This is a genomic window from Microbulbifer sp. SE14 (assembly GCF_059834885.1).
The window spans coordinates 1-23,478 of the sequence record NZ_JCBAJA010000027.1 but is presented as its reverse complement, the minus strand read 5'-3'; the positions used below and the strand labels follow the sequence as shown (position 1 = coordinate 23,478).

The 23,478-nt window shown below is 63.2% G+C and carries 23 protein-coding genes; 11 read left to right on the top strand and 12 right to left on the bottom strand.

Translation table 11 applies throughout. The features are described from left to right. Positions 1 to 125 precede the first annotated feature (125 nt). Positions 126 to 611 carry an Lrp/AsnC ligand binding domain-containing protein gene (locus AC6R19_RS17370; RefSeq protein ID WP_438631053.1) on the top strand — a complete coding sequence of 162 codons (486 nt, stop codon included), beginning with the start codon at positions 126 to 128 and terminating at the stop codon, positions 609 to 611. An 88-nt stretch (positions 612 to 699) separates the two neighbouring features. On the opposite strand, the gene AC6R19_RS17365 is transcribed toward AC6R19_RS17370, so the two are convergent. The 3 genes from AC6R19_RS17365 to putP form a co-directional block, all read right to left on the bottom strand. Then, positions 700 to 1,164, bottom strand: a complete 465-nt coding sequence (locus AC6R19_RS17365) for an Mpo1 family 2-hydroxy fatty acid dioxygenase (protein ID WP_500581111.1) — start codon at positions 1,162 to 1,164, stop codon at positions 700 to 702. Positions 1,165 to 1,329: 165 nt separating this feature from the next. Then, positions 1,330 to 1,842 carry an O-acetyl-ADP-ribose deacetylase gene (locus AC6R19_RS17360; RefSeq protein ID WP_500581110.1) on the bottom strand — a complete coding sequence of 171 codons (513 nt, stop codon included), beginning with the start codon at positions 1,840 to 1,842 and terminating at the stop codon, positions 1,330 to 1,332. 138 nt (positions 1,843 to 1,980) lie between these two features. Continuing rightward, positions 1,981 to 3,447 (bottom strand): sodium/proline symporter PutP, encoded by a 1,467-nt coding sequence (putP, locus tag AC6R19_RS17355; RefSeq protein WP_500581109.1) that lies wholly within the window; start codon positions 3,445 to 3,447, stop codon positions 1,981 to 1,983. 287 nt (positions 3,448 to 3,734) lie between these two features. Between putP and AC6R19_RS17350 the strand changes: the two genes are divergently transcribed. Further along, positions 3,735 to 4,253 carry a hypothetical protein gene (locus AC6R19_RS17350; protein ID WP_500581108.1) on the top strand — a complete coding sequence of 173 codons (519 nt, stop codon included), beginning with the start codon at positions 3,735 to 3,737 and terminating at the stop codon, positions 4,251 to 4,253. On the opposite strand, the gene ttcA is transcribed toward AC6R19_RS17350, so the two are convergent. Both ttcA and AC6R19_RS17340 read right to left on the bottom strand, forming a co-directional pair. Beyond that, positions 4,138 to 5,055, bottom strand: coding sequence for a tRNA 2-thiocytidine(32) synthetase TtcA (gene ttcA / locus AC6R19_RS17345; protein ID WP_500581107.1), 918 nt, complete (start codon positions 5,053 to 5,055; stop codon positions 4,138 to 4,140). The genes AC6R19_RS17350 and ttcA overlap by 116 nt on opposite strands. Before the next feature lie 166 nt (positions 5,056 to 5,221). Next, complete coding sequence (locus AC6R19_RS17340) at positions 5,222 to 5,884, bottom strand: arylesterase (protein WP_500581106.1); 663 nt, start codon at positions 5,882 to 5,884, stop codon at positions 5,222 to 5,224. A gap of 55 nt (positions 5,885 to 5,939) precedes the next feature. Here AC6R19_RS17340 and AC6R19_RS17335 point away from each other — a divergent pair, with 55 nt between their 5' ends. The 4 genes from AC6R19_RS17335 to AC6R19_RS17320 all read left to right on the top strand — a co-directional run bounded on the left by AC6R19_RS17335 (position 5,940) and on the right by AC6R19_RS17320 (position 11,622). Then, the gene (locus AC6R19_RS17335) at positions 5,940 to 6,653 is read left to right on the top strand and encodes an ABC transporter ATP-binding protein (RefSeq protein ID WP_500581105.1); all 714 of its coding nucleotides are present in this window, start codon (positions 5,940 to 5,942) and stop codon (positions 6,651 to 6,653) included. After that, positions 6,653 to 9,118, top strand: coding sequence for an ABC transporter permease (locus AC6R19_RS17330; protein ID WP_500581104.1), 2,466 nt, complete (start codon positions 6,653 to 6,655; stop codon positions 9,116 to 9,118). Before AC6R19_RS17335 ends, AC6R19_RS17330 begins: the two co-directional genes overlap by 1 nt. 133 nt (positions 9,119 to 9,251) lie before the next feature. After that, a complete protein-coding gene (gene bioA, locus AC6R19_RS17325; RefSeq protein ID WP_500581103.1) occupies positions 9,252 to 10,520 on the top strand; it encodes an adenosylmethionine--8-amino-7-oxononanoate transaminase in 1,269 nt (422 codons plus the stop codon). A gap of 64 nt (positions 10,521 to 10,584) precedes the next feature. Next, positions 10,585 to 11,622, top strand: a complete 1,038-nt coding sequence (locus tag AC6R19_RS17320) for an ABC transporter ATP-binding protein (RefSeq protein WP_500581102.1) — start codon at positions 10,585 to 10,587, stop codon at positions 11,620 to 11,622. A 121-nt stretch (positions 11,623 to 11,743) separates the two neighbouring features. Here the strand turns inward: AC6R19_RS17320 and AC6R19_RS17315 are convergent, their stop codons facing one another. Then, positions 11,744 to 13,441, bottom strand: coding sequence for an ABC transporter permease (locus AC6R19_RS17315; protein WP_500581101.1), 1,698 nt, complete (start codon positions 13,439 to 13,441; stop codon positions 11,744 to 11,746). A gap of 305 nt (positions 13,442 to 13,746) precedes the next feature. Continuing rightward, positions 13,747 to 14,778 (bottom strand): Fe(3+) ABC transporter substrate-binding protein, encoded by a 1,032-nt coding sequence (locus AC6R19_RS17310; protein WP_500581100.1) that lies wholly within the window; start codon positions 14,776 to 14,778, stop codon positions 13,747 to 13,749. A gap of 165 nt (positions 14,779 to 14,943) precedes the next feature. Between AC6R19_RS17310 and AC6R19_RS17305 the strand changes: the two genes are divergently transcribed. The 5 genes from AC6R19_RS17305 to AC6R19_RS17285 all read left to right on the top strand — a co-directional run bounded on the left by AC6R19_RS17305 (position 14,944) and on the right by AC6R19_RS17285 (position 18,770). Beyond that, entirely contained in the window at positions 14,944 to 15,375 is a 432-nt protein-coding gene (locus AC6R19_RS17305; RefSeq protein ID WP_500581099.1) for a hypothetical protein, read from the top strand. 36 nt (positions 15,376 to 15,411) lie between these two features. Continuing rightward, positions 15,412 to 15,678 carry a PepSY domain-containing protein gene (locus AC6R19_RS17300; protein WP_500581098.1) on the top strand — a complete coding sequence of 89 codons (267 nt, stop codon included), beginning with the start codon at positions 15,412 to 15,414 and terminating at the stop codon, positions 15,676 to 15,678. 101 nt (positions 15,679 to 15,779) lie between these two features. Then, complete coding sequence (locus AC6R19_RS17295) at positions 15,780 to 16,832, top strand: AraC family transcriptional regulator (RefSeq protein ID WP_500581097.1); 1,053 nt, start codon at positions 15,780 to 15,782, stop codon at positions 16,830 to 16,832. A 46-nt stretch (positions 16,833 to 16,878) separates the two neighbouring features. Beyond that, positions 16,879 to 18,324 carry a coniferyl aldehyde dehydrogenase gene (locus AC6R19_RS17290; protein ID WP_500581096.1) on the top strand — a complete coding sequence of 482 codons (1,446 nt, stop codon included), beginning with the start codon at positions 16,879 to 16,881 and terminating at the stop codon, positions 18,322 to 18,324. Positions 18,325 to 18,461: 137 nt separating this feature from the next. Continuing rightward, a complete protein-coding gene (locus tag AC6R19_RS17285; RefSeq protein WP_500581095.1) occupies positions 18,462 to 18,770 on the top strand; it encodes a hypothetical protein in 309 nt (102 codons plus the stop codon). Between the two features lie 11 nt (positions 18,771 to 18,781). Here AC6R19_RS17285 and AC6R19_RS17280 read toward each other — a convergent pair whose 3' ends face one another. From AC6R19_RS17280 to ltrA, 5 genes are all read right to left on the bottom strand, one after another. Next, positions 18,782 to 19,846, bottom strand: a complete 1,065-nt coding sequence (locus tag AC6R19_RS17280; RefSeq protein WP_500581094.1) for a peptidase M42 — start codon at positions 19,844 to 19,846, stop codon at positions 18,782 to 18,784. Between the two features lie 227 nt (positions 19,847 to 20,073). After that, complete coding sequence (locus AC6R19_RS17275; protein WP_500581093.1) at positions 20,074 to 20,439, bottom strand: cupin domain-containing protein; 366 nt, start codon at positions 20,437 to 20,439, stop codon at positions 20,074 to 20,076. 201 nt (positions 20,440 to 20,640) lie between these two features. Next, positions 20,641 to 20,766: a hypothetical protein gene (locus tag AC6R19_RS17270; RefSeq protein WP_500581092.1), complete on the bottom strand. Its 126-nt coding sequence runs from the start codon at positions 20,764 to 20,766 to the stop codon at positions 20,641 to 20,643. Between the two features lie 28 nt (positions 20,767 to 20,794). Then, on the bottom strand, positions 20,795 to 21,301 hold the full coding sequence (locus AC6R19_RS17265; protein ID WP_500581091.1) for a GNAT family N-acetyltransferase: 507 nt from the start codon (positions 21,299 to 21,301) through the stop codon (positions 20,795 to 20,797). Between the two features lie 126 nt (positions 21,302 to 21,427). Further along, positions 21,428 to 22,759: a group II intron reverse transcriptase/maturase gene (gene ltrA, locus AC6R19_RS17260; protein ID WP_500581090.1), complete on the bottom strand. Its 1,332-nt coding sequence runs from the start codon at positions 22,757 to 22,759 to the stop codon at positions 21,428 to 21,430. Positions 22,760 to 23,478: the final 719 nt, after the last annotated feature.

Genomic DNA, 23,478 nt, shown 5'->3' with positions numbered 1-23,478 from the left:
CACCCAGTATAGGGCCGCACCGAAAGTGGATTTATGCTAGATTTCTGAGATAACCAGTGGAATCCACCATTTAAGGCGCAAATCCGTCTAATTTTCGAACAAACCGACCACTCCGGAGAGCCCCCATGCGCAAACGCGCCAGCGAACTGAGCACCATCGACCGCAATATCCTGCGGGTACTGCAGAAAAACGGCCGCACCAGCTACGCGGAACTGGCGCGGCAGGTGGGACTGACCGCGACCCCCTGCGTGGAAAGAGTCAAGAGACTGGAGAGTGACGGCGTCATCCAGGGCTACACGGCGCTGATCAACCCGGAGTTCCTGGACGCAGCACTGGTGGTCTTCGTGCAGATACGCCTGAACCGCTCGGCCCAGGACGCTTTCGAGGAGTTCCGCAACGCCGTGGCGGCGCTGCCGGAGGTGCAGGAGTGCTACCTGGTATCGGGCAATTTCGACTACCTGATCAAGGCGCGGGTGGCGGACATGAACGCCTACCGCAAATTCTACGGGGAGACGCTATTGAGTCTGCCGGAGGTGCTGGAGTGCACCAGCTATGTGGTGATGGAGCAGGTGAAGGAGACGCTGGAGGTACCGGTGCACTACAACCGGTGAGGATCAATACGCGATGCAAATCCTGTGCTGTAGGAACGGCGGGGCGGCCATGGGCCGCTCCTACAGTCAGTCGTGATCGCACGCAGGATCAGTATTTGATGCCTAGCTTCCGATAGATAAAACCGATCACCCAGGCCGGGCCGATCAGCAGGAATTGCAGGTCCTTGAAGAAAGAGGGTTTCCTGCCCTCGATATGGTGGCCGACGAACTGGAGGATCCACATCAGCACGAACAGCGCCAGCGCCGTCTGCCACACGGTAATACCCAACCGCTCGACCACCGACCAGCCCCAGAGGCAGACCACACTGATGGCCGCCATACCCAGCGCCAGCGGAAAGGACATGGCCAGGTAGAACAGCAGCGTCGGCACCAGGGCCACCACCGCCCAGTTCAGCCAGGGGATTTCGGCCATAAACGTCGGTTGCGGAATCGCCCACAGCAGGCCGACAACGGTGGCGTAGATCACCGGCACGGCTATCCAGTGAATGGCCTTGTTGGTGGGGTTCTGGTGGCTCTGGCCGTATTCGGCAAACCACTGTTCGGCGCTGCGCATAGCTCAGTCCTCGTTATTTTTATCCACACCAATCATCATTGACCGGGCGATCCCGATCAATGACCAGAACGCTCACCAGGGACGGGACACCGATGTTGGGCTTCGCGGAACTCAGCCCAACCTACGCACTAGGCGTCGGGGCCGGATCGAAGCCACTACCGCCGGTTACCGCCGCACATAGGCCTCCAACTGCTGCCGGTACAGTTCCGCCATCGCCTCGTCGAAGCAGCAGAAGACGATGCGCTGGGGCTGGCAGTCTTTCTCCAGATGCTGCTGCACCTGCTCCACCGCTATCTCCACCGCCTGTTCCGGCGGATAGTCGTAGACGCCGCAGCTGATCGCCGGGAAGGCGATGGAGCGCATACTCTCTCGTCGCGCCAGGGCCAGGCACTGGCGGTAGCAGCCGGCCAGCAGCTCCGGTTCGCCCAGGCTGCCGCCGCGCCAGACGGGGCCGACGGTGTGGTAGATGCGTTTGACGGGAATGTTGAAGGCCGGTGTGGCGCGCACTTCTCCTACCGGGCAGCCGCCAATCTCGCGGCAGGCCTCCAGCAATTTGGGCCCCGCCGCGCGGTGAATGGCGCCATCCACACCGCCGCCGCCCATCAAGTGCTGATTGGCGGCATTGACGATTACATCGACTTGTAATCGAGTGATATCACCGAGATGAACTTCGATCACTCAGTTTCTCCAACCGCTATTTGAATAATCGTTGCGGATGGACTTCCTTATCACTTCACAACAGTCGCGCAGCAGTCGGCAGGGCCCGCGGCGCAATCCACGCCGCCTCCGGCACTGTCCAGACAGCAACCCGCTGGATCACCCCAGCAGTCCGCGGTGGCGCGAGGCCACGGCCGCGGGACACTTTGTCACTGCGCTAACTATCACGATAGCAGCTGCGGAGAGAAGGAACCCGGGCAGGAGCTCGTAAATATCGAAGATACCCCCGGACAGCCGCCCCCAGACCACCACGGTCAGGCCGCCGACCACCACACCGGCGATGGCCCCGGCACCGGTCATACGCGACCAGAAAAGGCTGATCAGGGTCGCCGGGCCGAAGGCCGCCCCCAGGCCCGCCCAGGCGTAGGCCACGACGTCCAACACCCTGGATTCCGGATCCATCGCCACCCAGACGGCGACCAGCGACAGCGCAACCACCGCCCAGCGGCCCACCTTCACCATCGCCTCCGGGCTGGTCTCGCGCCCCAGCCACACGTGGTAGATATCCTCGGCCAGGGCCGCGGAACTGACCAGTAGCTGGGAGTCGGCGGTACTCATGATCGCCGACAGTATCGCCGCCAGCAGTATGCCTGCGACCAGCGGGTGGAAGAGCGCCTCCACCAGCGCCATAAATACCCGCTCGCCATCGGGCAGTGTCTGCTGCAGTTCCAGGTGTCCGAACAGGCCCACCGAGAGAGCGCCGGCGAAGCCGAAAAGCGACCATACGGCGGCTACCGAGGCAGCCGCCGGCACATCGTCCGGGCTGCGCAGCGCCATGAAGCGCGCCACGATATGCGGCTGGCCGAAATAGCCCAAGCCCCAGGCCAGGGAGCTGAGAATCGCCGCCCAGCCCAGCGCCTGGCCGGTGTTGTCACTCATCCAGTGCATCAGTTCCGGCACCTTCTCGTGCAGCCGGGCCCAGCTGGCACCGAATCCGCCCACGTCCTGCATGACGATGACCGGCACTATCACCAGCGCCAGGCTCATCAGCAGCCCCTGGAACACATCAGTCCAGGACACCGCCAGGAAGCCGCCGAACAGGGTATAGGAAATGACCGCCACGGCGCCGATGATCACCGCCCAGCGGTAATCCCAACCGAACACCGTCTCAAACAGCTTGCCACCGGCGATCAGGCCGGAGGCCACATAGAAGAGAAAGAACAGCAGGATAAAGATCGCGCAGACGGTGCGCAGGTAGGGGTGGCCCATATTGAAACGCCGGTGCAGGTAGGCGGGCACCGTCAGGGCATCGTCCAGTTCGTAGGTGTAGATACGCAGCCGCCGCGCCATGGTGAGCCAACTGGCCAGGATGCCGCTGAACAGACCAATAGCGATCCACACCGACGACAGGCCGGCCATATAGGCGGCGCCGGGCAGGCCCAGCAGCAGCCAGCCACTCATATCCGAGGCGCCGGCACTGAGCGCCGCCACCGCCGGCGGCAGGGAGCGGCCGCCGAGGAAATAATCACTGGCGTCCTTCGTGCGCAGGTAGGCGTAGACACCGATGGCCAGGATCAGGGCCAGGTAGGCGACAAAGGTGAGGGCGACGAGCCATTGTCCGGACATAGGGAATCCTTGGTTTTCAGGAGGCGGGACGCCCGCGCGGCAGGAATCCGGGCCTCCAAAATTGGTTATTTTTAGTGCAAGATTTGACTTCAGAATAGGTATCGCAGCCAAATCTTGTGTTTATTGCGCGTAAATCTACTAATTCGCTGGCGCCGGCTCAATCCGCAAACTACATATTGGAGAAACACACGGAAAAATCTGACAACACTATGGGTATCTGTCTGGACGAACTGCGGCTTCTGGTCATTCGTCCGACCCTCAAGCATCTGAGAGCCTGGTCTGCGGGAATGGAAAATCTGCTACTGGGCACGGCCGCGCAGGAGTCACAGCTCGGCTTCCATCTCAAACAGGGGCGGCGCCACGGACTCGGCATCTACCAGATTCAGCCGCACACACACCGGGAGATCTGGGACGACTACCTGATCGACCACCCGGCGCTGGCCTCCAAGGTGCGCGGCTTGGCCAGCCAGCGGGATTTCCTCGATCACCCCCACAGCGAACTGACCACCAACCTGCGCTACGCCACCGCCATCGCCTGGCTGATCTACCGCTCCGCGGGCGTGGAGCGGGTGAAGGAAAACGATGTGGGCGGTATGGCACGGCTCTGGCACCAGCACTTCCACCACGGGCCCTCGGCCTCGGCGCGGGACTTCCAGTGCAGCTACGCGCGCCTGGTCAGTGCCGCCGACCCTACAGATTCAGCGCCTCGATATACCGAGGCGGCTCCTCCGCCTCCCCATCGGGCAGCCAAGACTGGACCTGGCGCTGAATCGAGTGCTCATCCCTCCCGGCAGACGACGGTTTAGAGCGGTCCAGCTCCAGGCTCTCGAAATCGTAGAGGTCCCGGTCCGCCAGCTGTGACGGCGACACCCGGGTCAGCGCGGCGAAGATATTCTCGCTGCGGCCCGGGAACTTCCTGTCCCACTCCCGCAACATCTGCTTGATCGCCTGGCGCTGCAGGTTCTCCTGGCTGCCGCACAGGTTGCACGGAATGATCGGAAATTCCTTGTACTCCGCGAAGCGCGCCAGATCCTCCTCGCGGCAGTAGGCCAGCGGGCGTATCACGATATTGCGGCCGTCGTCCGCGCGCAGCTTCGGCGGCATCGCCTTCAAGCGCCCGCCGTAGAACATATTCAGGAATAGCGTCTCGACGATATCATCCTTGTGGTGCCCCAGCGCCACCTTGGTCGCACCGATTTCCTCGGCGAAACCGTACAGGGTGCCGCGGCGCAGGCGCGAGCAAAGACCGCAGGTGGTCTTGCCCTCCGGCACTACCTCCTTCACCACCGAATAGGTGTCCTTCTCCACGATATGGTAGGGAACACCGAGGGACTGCAGGTATTCCGGCAGTACATGCTCAGGAAACCCCGGCTGCTTCTGGTCCATATTCACCGCCACCAGCTCGAAGTGTACCGGCGCCGTCTTCTGCAGATTGAGCAGGATATCCAGCATCGCGTAGGAATCCTTGCCGCCGGACAGGCACACCATGATCCTGTCGCCCTCCTCGATCATATTGAAGTCGGCGATGGCGCGGCCCACATTGCGGCGCAGGCGCTTCTGCAGCTTGTTGAATTCCAGCCGCTCGCGGCGGTTTTCCAGTTCGGACATGGTGGTTCTCTGCATTAAATCAAATTGCGGCAGCACACCTGTAGGGGCGAACCTTGTGTTCGCCGGCCGAGGGTGGCGACTGCATCCAGGGCGAACACAAGGTTCGCCCCTACAAATCAAAGCCGTGCCTTGACACGATTTGGGGCCGCGATTGTACGCATTTCGATCACGGAGTACACGACTGTTCGTCCACGCTCTGCCCCAGCAGAAGCTGAACGCAGGGCCAGGCATGATCGAGCAGCGCCGGCTGGACTGCGGCGGTGGGGTGGATGCCGTCGGTCTGCATCGCGCCCTCCAACAGCGCCACCGGCTCCAGGAAGAAGGACACCAGCGGCACCCGCTCCGCCTCGGCCACCTTTGGGTAAACGGCTGCGAAGGCCTCGGTGTAGGCGCGGCCGTAGTTCGGCGGCATGCGCATGCCCAGCAGCAGCACTTCGGCACCCTCCTCCGTCGCCAGCCGCACCATCTGCTGCAGATTGCGGGCAAGCGCCTGGGGCGGATAGCCGCGCAGGCCGTCGTTGCCCCCCAGCTCCACGATCAGCCAGCGCGGACTGTGCTCGGCGAGCAGCCGCGGCAGCCGCGCCAAGCCGCCGGACGACGTCTCCCCGCTGATGCTGGCATTGATCACCTCGATCGGCTCGTCCCCCTGCGCCAGGCGATCGCGCAACAACTGCACCCACCCCTGGGCCTCGTCGATACCGTAGGCAGCGCTGATGCTGTCCCCCAGTACCAGCAGCCTTTCAGCGGCCCGCGCCTGCCCAACAGGGACAGACAGCAGCAGACACAAGCCGAAACGCAGGCACAGCTGCCGGAAAAAAACTGTCGTCATGTCATACTCTCCACTTCCTAGCGAAATCACAGCGCAGCAGCAGAAGGAACACCGAATGTCCGCCATGCTCAGGGCCGAAAACCTGCACCACCGGGTCACCACCAGCGAGGGCCCGCTGACCCTATTAAACAATATCTCCCTGCAACTCGCCCGCGGCGAGAGCCTGGCCATCACCGGCGCCTCCGGTTCCGGCAAGTCCACCCTGCTCGGCCTGCTGGCCGGTCTTGACAAACCCAGCGCCGGCCGCATCTGGCTCGCCGGCGAGGAAATCACCGCGCTGGACGAAGAGCAGCGCGCGGCACTGCGCGCCCGCTGCGTCGGCTTCGTGTTCCAGACCTTCCAGCTGCTGCCCGGCCTCACCGCGCGGGAAAACGTCATGCTGCCCAGCGAACTGCGCGGCGAGCGCGGCGCCGCCAAACGCGCCGGCGACTTCCTCGCCCGCGTCGGCCTCGGGCACCGGCTGCACCACTACCCGCGCCAGCTGTCCGGCGGCGAGCAGCAGCGGGTCGCCATAGCGCGGGCATTCGCCAGCTTCAGCGGCGACAACGGCATACTCTTCGCCGACGAGCCCACCGGCAGCCTCGACGCCGGCAACGGCGACAAGGTTATAGACCTGCTGTTCAAACTCAATGCCGAGTCCAACACCACCCTGGTGCTGGTCACCCACGAACAGCGCCTGGCCCAGCGCTGCGGCGCCCACCTGCGCATGGCCGCCGGCGAGATTCAGGCCGGTGATTCCGACAGCGCCCTCACCGAGGTATCCGCCTGATGCTGCCGCTGAAACTGCTATTCAGGGACTGGCGCGGCGGCGAGCTGGCCCTGATCGCCACCGCCCTGGTACTGGCGGTGACCTGCGTCACCGCCATAGCCCACTTCACCGACCGCCTGGCCCGCGCGATGGAACAGCAGTCGCTGACCTTCCTCGCCGCCGAGCGGGTGCTGCGCAGCAGCCGCCCGGTGGACCCGGCCTGGCTGCAGGAGGCGCGCGATCGCGGCCTGCAGCAGGCGGAGGTGGTGCAGTTCGCCTCCATGGTGGCCGCCGGCGACCAGTTCCAGTTCGCCGCGGTCAAGGCTGTAGGCGCTGGCTATCCGCTGCTCGGCGAACTGGAAATCCGCGAGGTCGGGGAAGGCCCCCGCCGGATTGTGCGGCAGGGCCCGGCCCCCGGCGAGACCTGGGTGGAGCCGCGCCTGTTGCCGCTGCTTCAGCGGCAGCTGGGCGAATCGCTGCAGCTTGGCGACACCAGCCTGAAGATCACCGGCCTGCTGGAGCGGGAACCGGACCGCGGCACCAGCTTCTTCGATATGGGCGCGCGGGTGCTGGTGAGCCTTTCCGACCTGCCCGCCGCCGGGGTCATCCAGCCCGGCAGCCGGGTGCGCTACCGCTACCTCTTCGCCGGCGACGACGAGGCCCTGAACCAGTATTTCGAGTGGCTGAAGCCACGGCTGACCGAACACCAGCGGGTGATCGACCTGCGCGAGGGCCAGCCGCGGGTGGCCCGGGCCCTGGAGCGCGCCGAGAGCTTCCTGTTCCTGGCCGGCAGCCTGGCGGTGCTGCTCGCCAGCGTCGCCGTCGGCCTGGCCGCACGCCGCTACGGCCTGCGCCACACCGCCTATGTGGCGGTGATGAAGAGCCTCGGCGCCGGGCGCGGCCAAGTGCTGTCGATTTACCTGGGGCAGCTGGCGGCCCTGGCCCTGATCGCCACCGCCGCCGGCCTGCTGCTCGGCAGCCTGATCCAGTCCCAGGCGGTGAACCTGATGGCCGACTTCTTCCCGGCGCAGCCGCCGCCCAGCCACTGGTCGCCCTTGATCGCCGGCCTGGCCACCGGTTTCGCCTGCGCCCTGGGCTTCGCCGTGGCGCCGATCGTCCGCCTGGCGCGCACGGACCCGATGCAGACACTGAGGCGCGACTGGAGCAACCCGGACAGGCGCGAGTGGCTGGGCCTGGTGCTGGGCCCGGCCAGCATGCTGCTGCTGATCTGGTGGCTGTCCGGCAGCCTGGCGATCACCGCGGCGCTGTTTTTCGGACTGGTGCTTTTAGTCAGCGGCGCCGCCCTGGTCAACCGGCTGTTGGTGCGCGGCAGGCTGGCATCCATCGGCGGCGCCTGGCGTATCGCCCTCGGCAGCCTGCAGCGGCGCGCCGCCTTCAACACATTGCTGATCGCCGCCTTCGGCACCGGCCTGCTGGCCATGTTGGCACTGGTGTTCGCGCGCACTGCGCTGATCGACGAGTGGCGCATGCAGCTGCCGGACAAGGCGCCCAACCACTTCCTGATGAATATCGCCCCCCACGAGGTAAATGGGCTGGGCCGGATACTGTCCGACAACGGCGTCGCCAGCACCGAGATCTACCCGATGGTGCGCGGCCGCCTGGTCGCGATCAACGGCGTCCCGGCCAGCGAGCACGAAAAAACGGTGAGCCACGAACGGGTCGGCGCCCTGCACCGGGAGCTGAACCTCAGCTGGACCGAGAACCTGGCGCCGGACAACCGCATCCTCGAGGGCGAGTGGTGGGACAAGACGGATGAAGGGGTGAGCGTGGAAGTGGAACTGGCCGCGCGCCTGAACCTGTCCCTCGGCGATATGCTGCGCTTCTCCATCGGCGGCCTGGAAGTCGAAGCCCCGGTGGCCAGCTTCCGCTCTCTGGACTGGAACAGCATGAGGCCGAATTTCTTCATGCTGTTCGCCCCCGGCACCCTGGAGGATTTCCCGGCGACCTATATCACCAGCTTCTACCTGCCGCCGGAACAGAAGTTGCTGGTCAATGACCTGGTGCGCAACTTCCCCAGCGTCAGCGTGATAGAGCTGGACAAGATTATCCAGCGCATCCGCGACACCATCGACCAGGTCTCCCTGGCCATAGAGTCGGTGATGGCACTGATGCTGGTAGCCGGCGTACTGGTACTGGTGGCCGGCGTGCGCGCCAGTATCGCCGAGCGATTGCAGGAGGCGGCGATTATCCGCACACTGGGCGGCCGCCGCCTGCTGCTGCTGCAGAGCCTGCTGCTGGAGTTCGGCCTGCTGGGCACTGCCGCCGGCCTGCTGGCCGCGATCGGTGCCGAGGCGACGCTGGCGGTGCTGTCGCAGCGGGTCTTCGAACTGCCGTTCGTCTTCCACCCGCTGCTGTGGCTGCTGGGCCCGTTGATGGGCGCGCTGCTGGTCGGCACTGCCGGCACCCTGGCCTGCCGCAGTTCGGTCAGCCAGCCGCCGTTGAAGGTGCTGCGGGAACTCGCATAACACGAAAATTGAATCTCCCTTGTAGGAGCTGCCCATGGCCGCGATCGATCTATCCGAATTCTCTGGAATCCGATCGCGGCCATGGGCCGCTCCTACAGAAAAACAAATTTCTGTCTGACCCAAGAAAAGATTTATGGATCTGGATTTCGACCGCGCCCATATCTGGCACCCCTACTCTTCCCTGATCAATCCGCCACCGGTCTATCCGATAGAACGCGCGGACGGAGTGCGCATCTACCTGGAAGACGGCCGCGGCCTGATCGACGGCATGTCTTCCTGGTGGTGCGCGCTGCACGGCTACAACGTGCCGGAACTGAACAGCGCCCTGCAGGCGCAGATGGAGAAGATGTCCCACGTAATGTTCGGCGGCCTCACCCACGGGCCGGCGATCGAGCTGTGCAGGAAACTGGTGGAGATTACCCCCGAGCCACTCACGCGCATCTTCCTCGCCGACTCCGGCTCGGTATCGGTGGAAGTGGCGATCAAGATGGCACTGCAGTACTGGCAGTCCCAGGGCCGCCCCGAGAAAAACAAACTGCTGGCATTGCGCAACGGCTACCACGGCGACACTTTTGGCGCCATGGCCACCTGCGACCCGGTCACCGGCATGCACCACCTGTTCGCCAGCCACCTGACCCGGCACTTCTTCGCCCCGGCGCCGCGGCCGAAATTTGACGAGCCCTGCGGTGATGAAGATATCGCCGAGTTGCGGCAGTTGATCGAGGAAAATCGCGAACAGCTGGCGGCGGTGATCCTGGAGCCGATCGTGCAGGGCGCCGGCGGTATGCGTTTCTATTCGCCGCAGTATCTGAAGCGGGTGCGCGAACTCTGCGATGAACACGATCTACTTTTGATCGCCGACGAAATCGCCACCGGCTTCGGCCGCAGCGGGAAACTGTTCGCCTGTGGGCACGCCGGCATCAGCCCGGATATCCTGACCCTCGGCAAGGCCCTGACCGGCGGTACCATGACCCTGGCCGCGACCCTGTGTACCGACAGAGTGGCCGAGGGCATCTGCCGCGGCGAGGCAGGCGTTTTCATGCACGGCCCGACCTTTATGGGCAATCCTCTCGCCTGCGCCGTGGCCAACGCCAGTATCGACCTTTTGCTGAACAGCCCCTGGCAGCAGCGCGTCGCCAGTATCGCAAGACAGCTGCGAAATGACCTGGCGCCGCTGCGGGATTCAAGCGCCGTCGCCGATGTGCGCGCCCTCGGCGCCATAGGCGTGGTCGAGATGCGCGAGCCGGTGCATATGATGCGGCTGCAGGAGTCGCTGATAGCGCGCGGCGTCTGGCTGCGCCCCTTCGGCAAACTGGTCTACGCCATGCCGCCCTATGTGATTTCCGAGCAAGACCTGGGCCAGCTCACCGGCGCCATGGTCGAAGTCCTCGGCAACCTGTAGGAGCGGCGGGGCGGCCATCCGCCCCGCCGCTCCTACAGGCATAGAAGTTTAAATAAGGCTCAATGTGCAACCGCTGCTAAAGGTCACCGACCTCGAATGCCGCTACGGCGACAGGGTCATTCTAGAATCCGTTTCCTTCGCCCTGAACGAGGGCGAGATCGCCTGCCTGCTCGGCCCCAGCGGCTGCGGCAAGACCACACTGCTGCACGCCATCGCCGGCTTCCAGCCGCTGTACCGGGGCTCGATTTTCCTGGGTGGACGTAATATTTCGACACCCACCGCCATCACGCCACCGGAACAGCGCAAAATTGGCGTGGTATTCCAGGACTACGCCCTCTTCCCCCACCTGAGCCTGCGGCAGAATATCGCCTTCGGCCTCAAGTCCATGCCCCGCGCCGCGCGGGAGGCCCGCGTGCGCGAACTGCTGCGGCTGGTGCGCCTGGAAAACTTTGCCAATCAATATCCACACCGACTCTCCGGCGGCCAGCAACAGCGGGTGGCCCTGGCCCGCGCGCTGGCGCCGCGCCCTCGGCTGCTGCTGATGGACGAGCCCTTCTCCAACCTGGACACCGAGCTGCGCCGCAGCCTGGCCACCGAGGTGCGGCATATCCTGCGCGAGGAGGGTACGGCCGCGCTGATCGTCACCCACGACCGCGGCGAGGCCTTTGTGGCCGGGGACAAACTGGGTGTATTGAGCGGCGGTCGCCTGCAGCAGTGGGACACGCCGGAAAACATCTACCGTACGCCGGCCAGTGCGGCGGTGGCGCGCATCGTCGGCGAGGGCAATCTGCTGCGGGGGCAATTGCGGCGGCCGGACCTGATCGAAACGGAAATGGGGCGAGTGCAGCTGCCCGCGGCCATCGAATCCCCCGGGGAAGAGTTGCAGGTCTTTGTGCGCAGCGAAGACCTGCTGCCCGGCGAACACCCGGACGCGGTGCCCGCCCGGGTGCTGGAAAAGAGTTTTCTCGGCAGCGGCATGCTGTATAAATTCCGCCTGCCAAGTGGCCGCATTATCGAGGCGACACTGGGCGCGGAGTTTCAGTTTGCAACCGGCAGCGAGGTGCCGCTGCGTATCACCACGCCGCTCGTATTTGCAGTGTAGGGTGCGCCGTGCGCACCAACCGGCATTGATGGTGCGCAGGGCGCACCCTACGAGGAAAATTCGTAGGAGCGGCAGGGCGGCCATCCGCCCATGGTCGCGACCGGAGGTCAAATCGCCCTGTTCAAAGTGCCGGCACCTCGGACTCCATCAATTCAACCTTCTCGCTTGCCCTGCGCCGCCCCATGGAGCGACTCAGCAGAATCACCGGCAGCAGCCCCACCAGCACGATCATCAACGCCCCCAGCGCCGAGCGCTCCAGCATCTCGTCGGACGCAAACTGGTAGACATAGGTCGCCAGCGTATCGAAACCGAAGGGCCGCAACAGCAACGTGGCCGGCAGCTCCTTCATGCAGTCCACGAACACCACCAGCGCACCGCTCAACAGCCCGGTGCGCACCAGCGGGAAATGCACCGCCCACAGCGTCTGCCAGCTATTGCGTCCCAGTGAGCGGGACGCGCGGTCCATCGACGGCGTGACCTTGTCCAGACTGGACTCTATGGCGCCGGCGGAAACGGCGAGGAAGCGCACCGTATAGGCGAATACAATCGCGAACACGCTGCCGGACAGCAACAGGCCGGTGGAAATGCCGAAGTGCGCCCGCAGCAGCGCGTCCAGCGCGTTGTCGAAGGCCGCCAGCGGAATCAGCACGCCGATGGCCATCACCGCGCCGGGCATCGCATAGCCCAGCCTGGCAAAGCCCACCAGGGATTTGACCGCACGCCGGGGATACAGCCGCTTGCCGTAGGCCAGCAGCAGTCCCAGCAGCGCGGCCACCATCGCGGCGGCGCCGGACAGCAGGAAGCTGTTGCGCGCTATGGCAAAGAAATCGTCGCTCCAGTAGCTGGCAAAATTCCCCAACGCATAGTTGCCCAATACCAGTAGCGGAACGCCGAATCCGGCCAGCAGCAACAGGCCGCAAAAAATCGCGGCCGCGAGCGAGCGCCAGCCGTGCAGCTGGTAATTGTCGCGGCTACGTGACGGCGACTGCACGAAATGCCTCTGCCCCGCACGACCCCTGCGCTCCAGCGCGATCAGCAGCACCACAAACGCCAGGGTGCTGCAGGCGATCTGCGCGGCACCGCCCAGGTTGCCGCGACTTAGCCAGGTATCGTAGATGCCGACACTCAGGGTGCGCACTGCGAAGAAATCCACGGTGCCGAAATCGTTCAGCGTCTCCATCAGCACCAGCGAAAGACCCACCGCAATCGCCGGGCGCGCCATCGGCAGTGAAACCCTGAGGAAACTCTGCCAGGGCGTACAGCCCAGCGAGCGGCTGGCGGCGCGGATACTGCCACACTGCTCGATAAAGGCCGCCCGCGCGAGCATATACACATACGGATAGAGCACCAGCGACAGCATGGCTACGGCGCCGCCCATGCTGCGGATCTCCGGGAACCAGTAGTCCCGTGCCGTCTGCCAGCCGAACCAGTGGCGCAGGCCTTTCTGTACTGGCCCCGCGTACTCGAGCAGGTCCGTGTACACATAGGCGATCACATAGGCCGGCACCGCAAACGGCAACAGCAGCGCCCACTCGAAGAAGCCCCGCCCGGGAAAGCGGCACATGGTCACCAGCCAGGCGCCGCCGACGCCCGCCAGCAGCGTCAAGACCGCGACGCCGAATGCCAGGACCAGGGTCGCGGAAATATAGTGGAAGAGCACCGTGTCCAGCAGGTGCGGCCAGATATTCTCCTCGGGGAAGAGCGCCAGCCAGAATATCGACAGCACCGGCAGCGCCACCAGCAGCGCTATGGTCGCCACCAGCAGTACCCAGCGCAGGCCGGACGCGTTCGGCCGGGGAAATGGAGATGCAGGGATCATGGGCAACTACTCGGGACCTGGAACTCGGGATTCGATTCGTGTGTAGGTTGGGGTGAGCTTTGCGAACCCCAATGTTGCCCGGCGCCCGCTGGGCTTCGCTGCGCTCAGCCCAACCTACCCAGGCTCTCGGGACTCAGAAAAGAATGGCAGAACCTGATGCTAAGGCCCTGATGCCGGTGGCCATTTGAGAAAAGCGCCTGCGGCCGATACAAGGACCGATGAGGCTTTTTCCCAAATGGCCGCCGGCAGCAGGGCCACGCAGACTTCTCTTACAGGCAACAGGGACGAGTTGTTGCACGCAAAATTTAGAAATCGAAACCCACCTCGTCCACCAACCGCGAGGCGGCGGGCACGTGGGAGCCGATTTCCGTCAGGCTCAGGTCGTCCTCCTTGAACTCGCCCATATGTTCCTCGATCAGTTCGGAGCGCTCAGTGCCGGGGCGCACCGGGAACTCGAAGTTTTTCTCCGCGTAGAGGTACTGGGCCTCGGCGCCGCTGAGGAATTCCAGCAGCTTGACCGCGTTGTCGCGGTTGGGCGCGTGCCTGGTGAGCACGGCGCCGGAGACGAACATATGAGTGCCGCGATCCCCCTGATTCGGGAACACCAGGTTTACCGACTTGGCCCATTCGATCTGCTCCGGTTCCTCGGTGTTGGTGATCATCTTGCCGAAGTAGTAGCTGTTGCCGAGGGACAGGTCGCACACGCCCTCCTTGATCGCCTTTACCTGGGCGCGGTCATTGCCCTGGGGCTTGCGCGCCAGGTTGGCCTTCAGGCCCTGGAGCCACTTTTTGGTCTCCGCCTCACCGCGATGGGCGATCATGGAAGCGAACAGGGACAGGTTGTAGGGGTGCTTGCCGCTGCGGGTGCAGATGCGGCCCTTCCACTTGGGGTCCGCCAGTTGCTCGTAAGTGGTGATCTCACCGGGTTTGACCCTGTCCTTGGAGGCGTAGATCAGCCGCGCCCGGGTGGTGAGGCCGAACCAGTTGCCCGCCTCGTCGCGAAACTGGGCGGGGATATTCTTTTCCAGCACATCGCTCTGCACCGGCTGGGTCAGCCCCTTGGCCAACAGGTCCATCAGGCTGCTGGTGTCGGAAGTCAGCACCAGGTCCGCCGGGCTGTTGCGCCCCTCCCGCTGCAGCCGCTCGTTCAGGCCGCTTTTGGCGTAGACCACCCTGGTTTCGATACCGGTTTCCTCAGTGAACCTATCGAGCACCGGCTCGATCAGGAAAGGCTGGCGGTAGGAGTAGATGTTCACCTGCTCCGCGGCAGAGGCGGCGAGCGCGCCAAACAGGCCGGTTGCAACGATTGCGATACGGGAGAGAGATCGGATAAGCATCGAGAGCCCATGGTTGCCTGATTGATTTGAGAAGGATTCTCATTTCTATGGCAACCAAAGTCAACACATCACCTTCTGAGGAGAGCCCCCGCGGAGTCGCCGAATTCGACCTATGCCCGAGCTCGACCTATGCTTAGATGCGAAACGGCAACCTGTGGAGAAGCCATGTACCTCTATCTGCCCCTGCTCGTACTGATTCTTGTCCTGGGCGGTTGCGGCCGCAAGAGCGACACCCACGACCCGGCCGACGCAGAGCGCACCCCGCCCGGCGAGACGGCCACTGAGGCCATGGAGGAACCCATTGCCCCGCCCACGCCGGAGGAAAGCGCGGAGGCGCCGGCCGCCGACAGCACCGAAGCTCCAATCTGCACCCCCGAGTGGTTCGCCTGGGTCCACGAACAGGTCCTCGCCCGGCACGACGGCGACCTGGCGGAACTCTACCCCGCCGGCCTGCCCGAAGTGGGCTCAGAGGAGTGGTTCCTCGCGGTGGACCAGCTCACCGGCGGCGACGGCGCCCACGGCCCGGACGGCGGCAGCATCGAGTGGTGCAACATGATCCAGCAGCGCCTCAGCGAGCCCGCCGAACCGACGCAGTAACCCCATCGTCCCTGATACCTGCCCCAGGAGAAACCGATGAGCTCAATCAAGAAGCTGTTGATAGCCGCCATTGCCGCCTCCACCCTGCAGCCGGCCCTGGCGGACGACAAACCCCCGCCCGGCGCCATGGCCCTGTCCACCGTGCTGACCAAGCTGGAGCAACAGGGTTACACCCCTGTCACCGATGTCTCCCTCGACAACGGCCGCTGGGAAGTGGAGGCCTACAAGGGCGACGAAAAACGCGATCTGGAAGTGGACCCCAACTCCGGCGAGATACTGTCCGACAAGCCGGACAAGGATTGACCCCACATCCCCGGCCGGCGCCCGCCGGCCGGATCTTCCTGTTCCTCGCAACCGACTCCAGTCGCGTACAATGGCCGCTGAATTCACGCGGAGTTGATTGCATGCTAGCCATGGTTCGCGCCAGCGCGCTGTCGGGATACAAGAGGCTGTTGCGCAGTTGCGGGGTCGACGCCGACCAGCTGCTCGCGCGCCTGTCCCTGCCAGCGAGCTACCTGGACCGGCCGGACCTGATGATCCCGCTGGAAACCAAGGTCGAACTGCTGGAACTGGGCGCAAAGCTGAGCGGCTGCCCCCACTTCGGCCTGCAGCTGGCGCAGCAGCAGAATATCTCCATGCTCGGCGCCCTCGGCCTGCTGATGCAGCAGTGCCCCACCCTGCGCGACGCCCTGAACACCATCGTTTCCTCCATCGGCCAGACGATACAGGGCCTGGACGCCTGGCTGGAGGAGAAGGACGGGCTGGCCTACCTGCGTTCCACCTACCGCCTCGAAGGAGAATCGGCCCGGTCGCGCCAGCACAACGACAACACCCTCGCCGGGGCCTACAACATCCTCTGTTTCCTGCTCAACGAGAGGATACCCCTGCGCGCCGCCTACCTGTGCGGACCGGAACCGGAATCCACTGCGCCCTATAGCAAACTGCTGCAGGCGCCCATCGTTTTCGGCGGCGACTACAACGGCCTGGTATTCGACCACGTTTACCTGGACAGGCCGGTGGTGGGCGCCAACCCGGAGATGCGCGGCCTGATCGACAGCTTCCTGAAAAAGAAACAGCTGGACGAATTCCGGGAGCGGCTGCTGTGGACCATCACCAACCTGCTGCCCCGCGGCCCGGTGACCCTGGAGGCAGTGGCGGAACAGATCGGCATGGCCCCGCGCACCCTGCAGGCCAGGCTAGGCCAGCGGGGCACCAGCTTCCAGCAGCTGCTCGACCGGGCGCGGGTGGAGCAGGTGTGCACCCATATGCTCGACGGCGACCTGAGCCTGACGGAGATCGCCGAGCTGGTGGGCTACAGCCAGCTGAGCGCCCTGACCCGCAGCTTCAAACGCATCATGGGCGCCAGCCCCGCCGCCTGGCGCCGGCAGCAGATCACCGCACTTGCGCCATCTGTCAAATCGCCGGCGCCATCGGTCAACTCCCCCGGCGACGATTGAATTAACCTCGGCATCCGATAACGATAATTCCAGTCGGATGACTCCCATGACCACCCAGACCCTGACCCGACACGCTGTGGACCTGTCCCTGCTGCAGAACCTGCTCGACCGACAACGCCAGGCCTACTTGGGCGACCCGGTGCCGACCTGCCGCCAGCGGGTGGAAGACCTGAAAACCCTGGCGCGCATGCTGCGCGACCACCAAGAGGAGATGGTGCAGGCGGTCAGCGCCGATTACGGCAACCGCTCCCGCCACGAGACCCTCTTCTGCGAGTTCTACCCGGTGCTGGACGGTATCAAGGACACCATCAAGAGACTGAAGAAGTGGATGAGGCCTCAGCGCCGCCATATCGACTTCACCGCCTTCCCCACCTCCTCCAACCGCGTGATACCGCAGCCCCTGGGCGTGGTGGGCGTCATAGTGCCGTGGAACTTCCCGGTCAACCTGACCTTCACTCCGCTGACAAGCGTCTTCGCCGCCGGCAACCGCGCCATGGTGAAGATGTCCCACAACTCCGGCCGACTGGCGCAGCTGTTGAACCGCATCAGCGGCGACTATTTCCCGGCGGAAAAACTGGCGTTCGTGGAGGACACCGGCGGCGTGGGCCCGGTCTTTTCCAGCCTGAAGTTCGACCACCTGATCTTCACCGGCTCCACCGCCACCGGTCGCGCGGTGATGCGCGCTGCCGCCGACAACCTGACCCCGGTCACCCTGGAGCTGGGCGGCAAGTCCCCGGCCATAATTGCGCCGGACTTCCCGATAGACACCGCCGCCGAGCGGATTATTTTCTGGAAGCTGATGAACGCGGGCCAGATCTGCACCACCGTGGACTACCTGTTCCTGCCGGAAAATCGCGTCGACGCTTTCGTGGAAAAGGCCAGGCAGTTGGTGCAGAAACGCTACCCGGACCTGCAGGGCAGTGACTACACCTCGGTAATCGACGACGTTTCCTACCAGCGCCTTTGGGCGACCCTGGACGACGCCGTCGCCGGGGGGGCCATCGCCATCGACCTGTCCGGCGGACAGGGCAGCCGCGACGACCGGCTGCGCAAGTTCCCGCCGCACCTGCTGCTGAACGTCAGCGAGGATATGGGCGTGATGCGGCGGGAGATCTTCGGCCCGCTGCTGCCGGTAAAAACCTATTCCGATAAAGAGGAAGTGGTGGAATACATCAACGGCCGCGACCGCCCGCTGGCCATCTACCCGTTTACGAAGGACAAGTCGCTGCGGGATTTCTATATCGAGCGCGCAATTTCCGGCGGAGTCTCGGTGAACAACTGCGTGCTGCACGTGGGCCAGCACGATATTCCCTTCGGCGGCGTCGGTGAGAGCGGTATGGGCCACTACCACGGCTACGAGGGCTTTATCACCTTCTCCAAGCTGCGCCCGGTGTTCCAACAGGGCCCGCTGGATCCTCTCAAGCTGCTGATGCCACCCTACGGCAAGACCGCAAACCGGATCATGGATATCATGCTGCGTATGACCCGCTGACAACTTACCCCCAGAAAGCCAAACACGACCTGTAGGAGCCGGGCAGGATGGGCAAAGCGCAGCGTGCCCATCGAAAAACTGGGAACCACGCCCTCCTCACACTATCAATGAACATTCCGGGTAGTGAGGAGTTGTCCATGAGTTTCTTCGCCACCGTACTGCTGGTAAACGCACTCACCTTTCCGATACCACCGGGTATTGATCCCAATACACCGGCCCCCATCTACGACAGCCCCGATCTCTACGGCGCTGAACCTTCAGTCATCGCACTGGACTATTCCACCATACGCAACAAGCTGTATAGCCTCGGTTTCAGGCCGATTACCGATGCCAGGTTTGTCGGCGGGCGCTGGAAAATAAAGGCCAGGTACGGCGGCGAGAGGCGCGCGCTGGAAGTAGACCCGGACAGCGGCCTGATCATTTCCGACCGGCCGGACAGGGGTTGACCGGGCGGGCTTCACAGGGCCCCGTACTTCTCCGCGATCAACGTCAACAGCCGGCTGAAGGCCTGGTTGGCCGCCATGGTCGAGGACTCCTCCATGGTGTGGTAGCCGGTGGTCGGGATCTGCAGCGTGGTGCCCTGTACGAAACCGTTGGAGGCCGCCACTATGCGCCCCAGCTCGGTACTGCCGAGGGACTGGGGCTCCAATCCCTGCTCCATCGACAGCCGGTTCTGCTCCTCGATATAGGCATCCTTGTAGCCGTAGCTGATGTCCTGCCCCCGGCACAGCGCCTCCAGTACCGCCGTGGTGCCGGCGTGGAACTCGGCGTTGGCATCCCGCCGCCGCAGCACTACCTGCTGGCAGTCCGCCGCCCGCCGGTCCGGGTAGGGGCTGGTGTCCACCACCACCAGCTTGTCGGTGCCACCGTTGAAGCGGCGGAACCACTCCAGCAGGTAGCGCCAACTGCTGCCCGCCTCCTCCTGGGCGGTAAAGAAGGCCGTGCCCTGGAAGCCGAGGGAGAAGAGATGCACCAGGTGCGCGGCGGTGAGCACATTGTCCAGCTGCGCGCTGAGGATGCCGCCGTCGATTGTCAGGTGGTCGGTAAAGGCCACCGGCGTACCCGCCACCAGGTGCTCCAGACCGTCCACCTCGAAGATCAGGTTATTGCGGTACTCGCACACATAGGTGCGCCTGATCACCCCGGAACCGCGGTAGGAGCCGGACCAGGGTTCGTAGGCCATCACCGGCACCGCCTGGAAGCGATCGACGATTTTCATCATCAGCTTTTCAGATACCGAATTGCCCAGCAGATCGGAGCGGTTGCCGGTGACGAAGGCCGCGTACTGGAACTCGTTGGGCCCGGTACAGACAAGCCCGTGGCGGTCGATATGGGCGGAGAACATGGCGGTACCCGGCCGCGAACCCTGGGCCACCAGCAACCCCTCGTACCAGGTCACCCTGGCCCCGCGCTCCTCCAGCTCCCGCTGCAACACGCGGAAAAACGAGTGTTCGGCCCCCACGACACTGGGGTTGCGAATCAGCACTTTCAACAAATCGATAAACTGGTCGGCCTGCTGCATGGGCGGAAAATCTCGACGGCTGGTCTGGCTCAAGGGTAACCGGGTGCACCGGAGGTAAGCGACAGCGCTACGGCCCCGGGAACCCGCTCCGCAGTATATCCCGCAACCCGGGTACCAGCGATACCTTGGCGAAGCTCAGTAAACGCAGCAGCTACAGGAAGACAGACGGTGGAGGCCGGCCATCCGGCCAGCCTGCCCCGGAAGGAATTGCCGATACAGCGGAGCGGCTATTCGCCTTTGGCGTAGTCCGCCATACCCTGGAAGTCCACGACGACGACCGCTTCGTCCCCCACCACCCAGGCATCGTGCCCCGAAGGGAGCAGCGACACATCGCCGGGTTTGCACTCCAGCTCTGTGCCGTCATCCATCACTACCTTCAAGGTGCCGGACACGTGATACTGGAAATGCGGCGCCTCGCAGCTGTCGGTGCCAGCAATGGGCTGTACCGACTCAGACCAGCGCCAGCCCGGCTCAAAGGTGGCGCGCCCGACAATGCCACCGCCTATCTTGACCACCTCAAGGCGACCCTTCGGGAACTCGCGCACCTCATCCGGCTCAGAGAATCTTTTTAGTTCGGCTTCGTCCATCTTCACGTCCTGTGATCGCGACAGGTAGCTGTCCTGACACCCGGCGATCGGGAACCGCCTGGCGCCGGGACCACCCGCTACAGCGCATTTATCAACGAGTTATCATTATCTATAGTAGCTGCACTTGGAAACGGCATCTGCATCGCAACCAGGGTAAAGTCAAAATGCGCGTCAACCATAGAATTCAGCCGGAACATGGCGCATGATTCAATCCAGGATCTCGGCACTCTTTCCTTCGACAACATCGCGCTCAGGCCTCGGTTGGAGCTGATCTTCGAAGTTGATGGCGACCATAGCGTCTTGGCTGTAGCTGTGTTTTCTGAAATTTGGCATATCCCCTCCCTTTGAGGGTCAAATTTTATTAACCCTGAGCTGAGAACGCCTCATGGTAGGATACTTCCCCTTGCGGGACCTCGCCGGAAAACGATAGCCCCTGAAAATACTCAGAAGGTACACCGGGATAAAGCAGCCCATCTACAACCTTGAACCCGAAACGACCATAATAATCAGGATCACCAAGCACTACACAGCCAGATGCGCCCATTGCTTCAAGAGCGGCAAGAGAACTTTTCACTAACTTAGATCCTACGCCGCGCCCTTGAAACTCTGGAATAACAGAGATTGGTCCAAGGCCAAACCAGCCGGATGCCCCAGTTGATAAAGTGACGGGCGAAATTGCAACATGGCCAATAATCTCTCCGTCAACTTTGGCAACCCGAGAGATCGTTAACGCTCCCGCGTGACGAAGAGCGTCAACAATGAACTGCTCTGTATGATCCGTATGGGGAGCATTTAAGAACGCTTCCGCTGTAACTTCATGTATACGCGCTGTGTCATCAGTGCTTTCATTGCTAATTTGAATATCCAATCTCGACCTCTTTTGAAGGGTTCTCGCCGTAGGAACCCCAGTTACCCAGGGCCCCCGGCACAGTCCCGGACGTGCGGTTTTCCCGCATCCGGTTCCTCGGTTGTACTCGCTTTCGCGACGGGCAGTTTATGCATACACCAAACACTTTCGACTCCACGGCTTGGTCTTCGGCTGCGGGATGCCCAGGCGGACAAGTGCCCGCTTGAACTTCGGCCAGGTAAAGCTCCGATACTTCCCTCCACGCCGATTCAACCATTTGAAGACTTGCCTGATTGCTTCGATATAGAAGCTGTACAGGCCAGTACTATTGCCCATCACGTCGTAGTAGTTGTAGTGTCCCTGCAATCGCCGCTTGAGTCCAGCCACGAACTCGTGGCCGGGCAGATGCCGCGCCTTCTTGATCCAGTCGCGTATGCGCTTTTCGGCGGCCTGTCGCTTCTTCGGGGCAGTGCGCCGTTGAACCTTGGGCTCGCCGTGGCGATCCCAGCCCCACCACAGTTCGAAGCCGAGATATTGGATTCTGGCTTCCTGCTTGTGGCCAGGCTGGAAGCGGCTGAAGCGGCATAGCCGCGTTTTATCCGGCGCTATGGCCAGGTGGAACTTGTTCAGCCGCTTGGGCAGTACGCGATAGAAGGCTTCCGCTTCGCCTTTGTACTGAAAGGCACAGACGAAATCGTCGGCGTAGCGATTGAGGAAGGCTTTGCCTCGACAGCGGGGCTTCACTATGCGCTCGAACCAGAGATCGAGGGCGTAGTGAAGGTAGATATTGGCCAGCACCGGTGAGATGATGCCGCCTTGGGGGCTGCCTGTCTCCGGGTGGATGATCTGGCCGTCGATGTCGAGGATGCCAGCCTTGAGCCATTTGCGGATCAGGCCGAGGAAGGCTTTGTCGTCGACGCGCTGTTTTAGCATGTCGATCAGCCAGTCGTGGTCGAGGTGATCGAAGAAGCCCTGGATGTCGGCTTCGACGAGGTGACCGTAACTGCCGAATTGGAGGTTAAAGGTGAGATCTTCGATCGCACCCTTGGCACTCCGCTGCGGTCGGTATCCGTAGCTGCTCTGAATGAAGTCCTGTTCGTAAATGGCGCTTAGCAGCTTGGCTGCTGCACGCTGTACGAGCTTGTCTTCGAACGCTGGGATACCGAGCGGCCTTTCCTTGCCATTCCCTTTTGGGATCATCACGCGCCGGACGAGCCGGGCGCGATAGCGTTTGTGTTTCAGGCGCTCTACCAGATCGGTCAACCGGGCTTCCAGGTCGCGGGCGTAGTCTTGATAGGTGACGTCGTCCACGCCTTTGGCGGCTTTCGGGTTGAGTTCCCGGAAGCAGCGCCGCAGGAGACCAGTATTGATTTCCCGATAGAGGTTTCTGAAACGATGGTGTTTGCACACGCGTGCCCGCGTGGCTATTCCCCGCAGTGAGGTTGACTCAAAGTTGTCCAGTCCTGCTATGTCCGGCATGAGTTTCCTTTGCGGGCTACGTACTTCCGTCAGGTCCTTCCCCATGTAAACGGCTTTCCCGTTCTCAGAGTACTATGCCTGATAAGACACCCCGTCGGCATAAGGCATCTTGTGCCCTCCAGGGGCCGGCAGACGATCGACGGTTTAGGCTCCAGCACAGTTCCGTTTCCGGGTTTCCCCTTGTGGGCCTCAAGGTCTGTATGCCGTGCCGTCATGATCTTCTGTTCCTCCGGTTCCGGAGCCTTCGGGGCTTCCTGGGTTCCCAGCCTATCTCTTCCTGCATGCCACGGCCTGAAGACTCCGGAGGTCCGCCACATCCTCGCCATTGCGGATGTTTTGTATTTCCTTCGGGGACGTTAACACCCTCGGCAACCTCGAGGTTCTTTCGAAGCTGTACCAGCACTTCAGGGAGCGCGATCTCCCCTACGGCCTACAGGATTCTCTGCCTACGCTTAGCCTGATTTGTTCGCCGTGTTAGTCACGACTCCGCCACAGGCCCAAGGCTCGATACGGGTGGGTGGCTAGCCCTTACAGTGGGGATTACTCCCTCACTTCCCGACAGGGACTTTCACCCTGCAAGATAGTGCTGAGCTTTGCCCAGCGCGATATGTAGTGGTCAAGTGATTTAGGCCACCGTCTTTTGAGTTTTCCAGTAGGCCTGCTCTGCCACATTGGGCGGCAACCCGTCGTTGTGCTTATGCGGCCGCAACGCGCTGTAA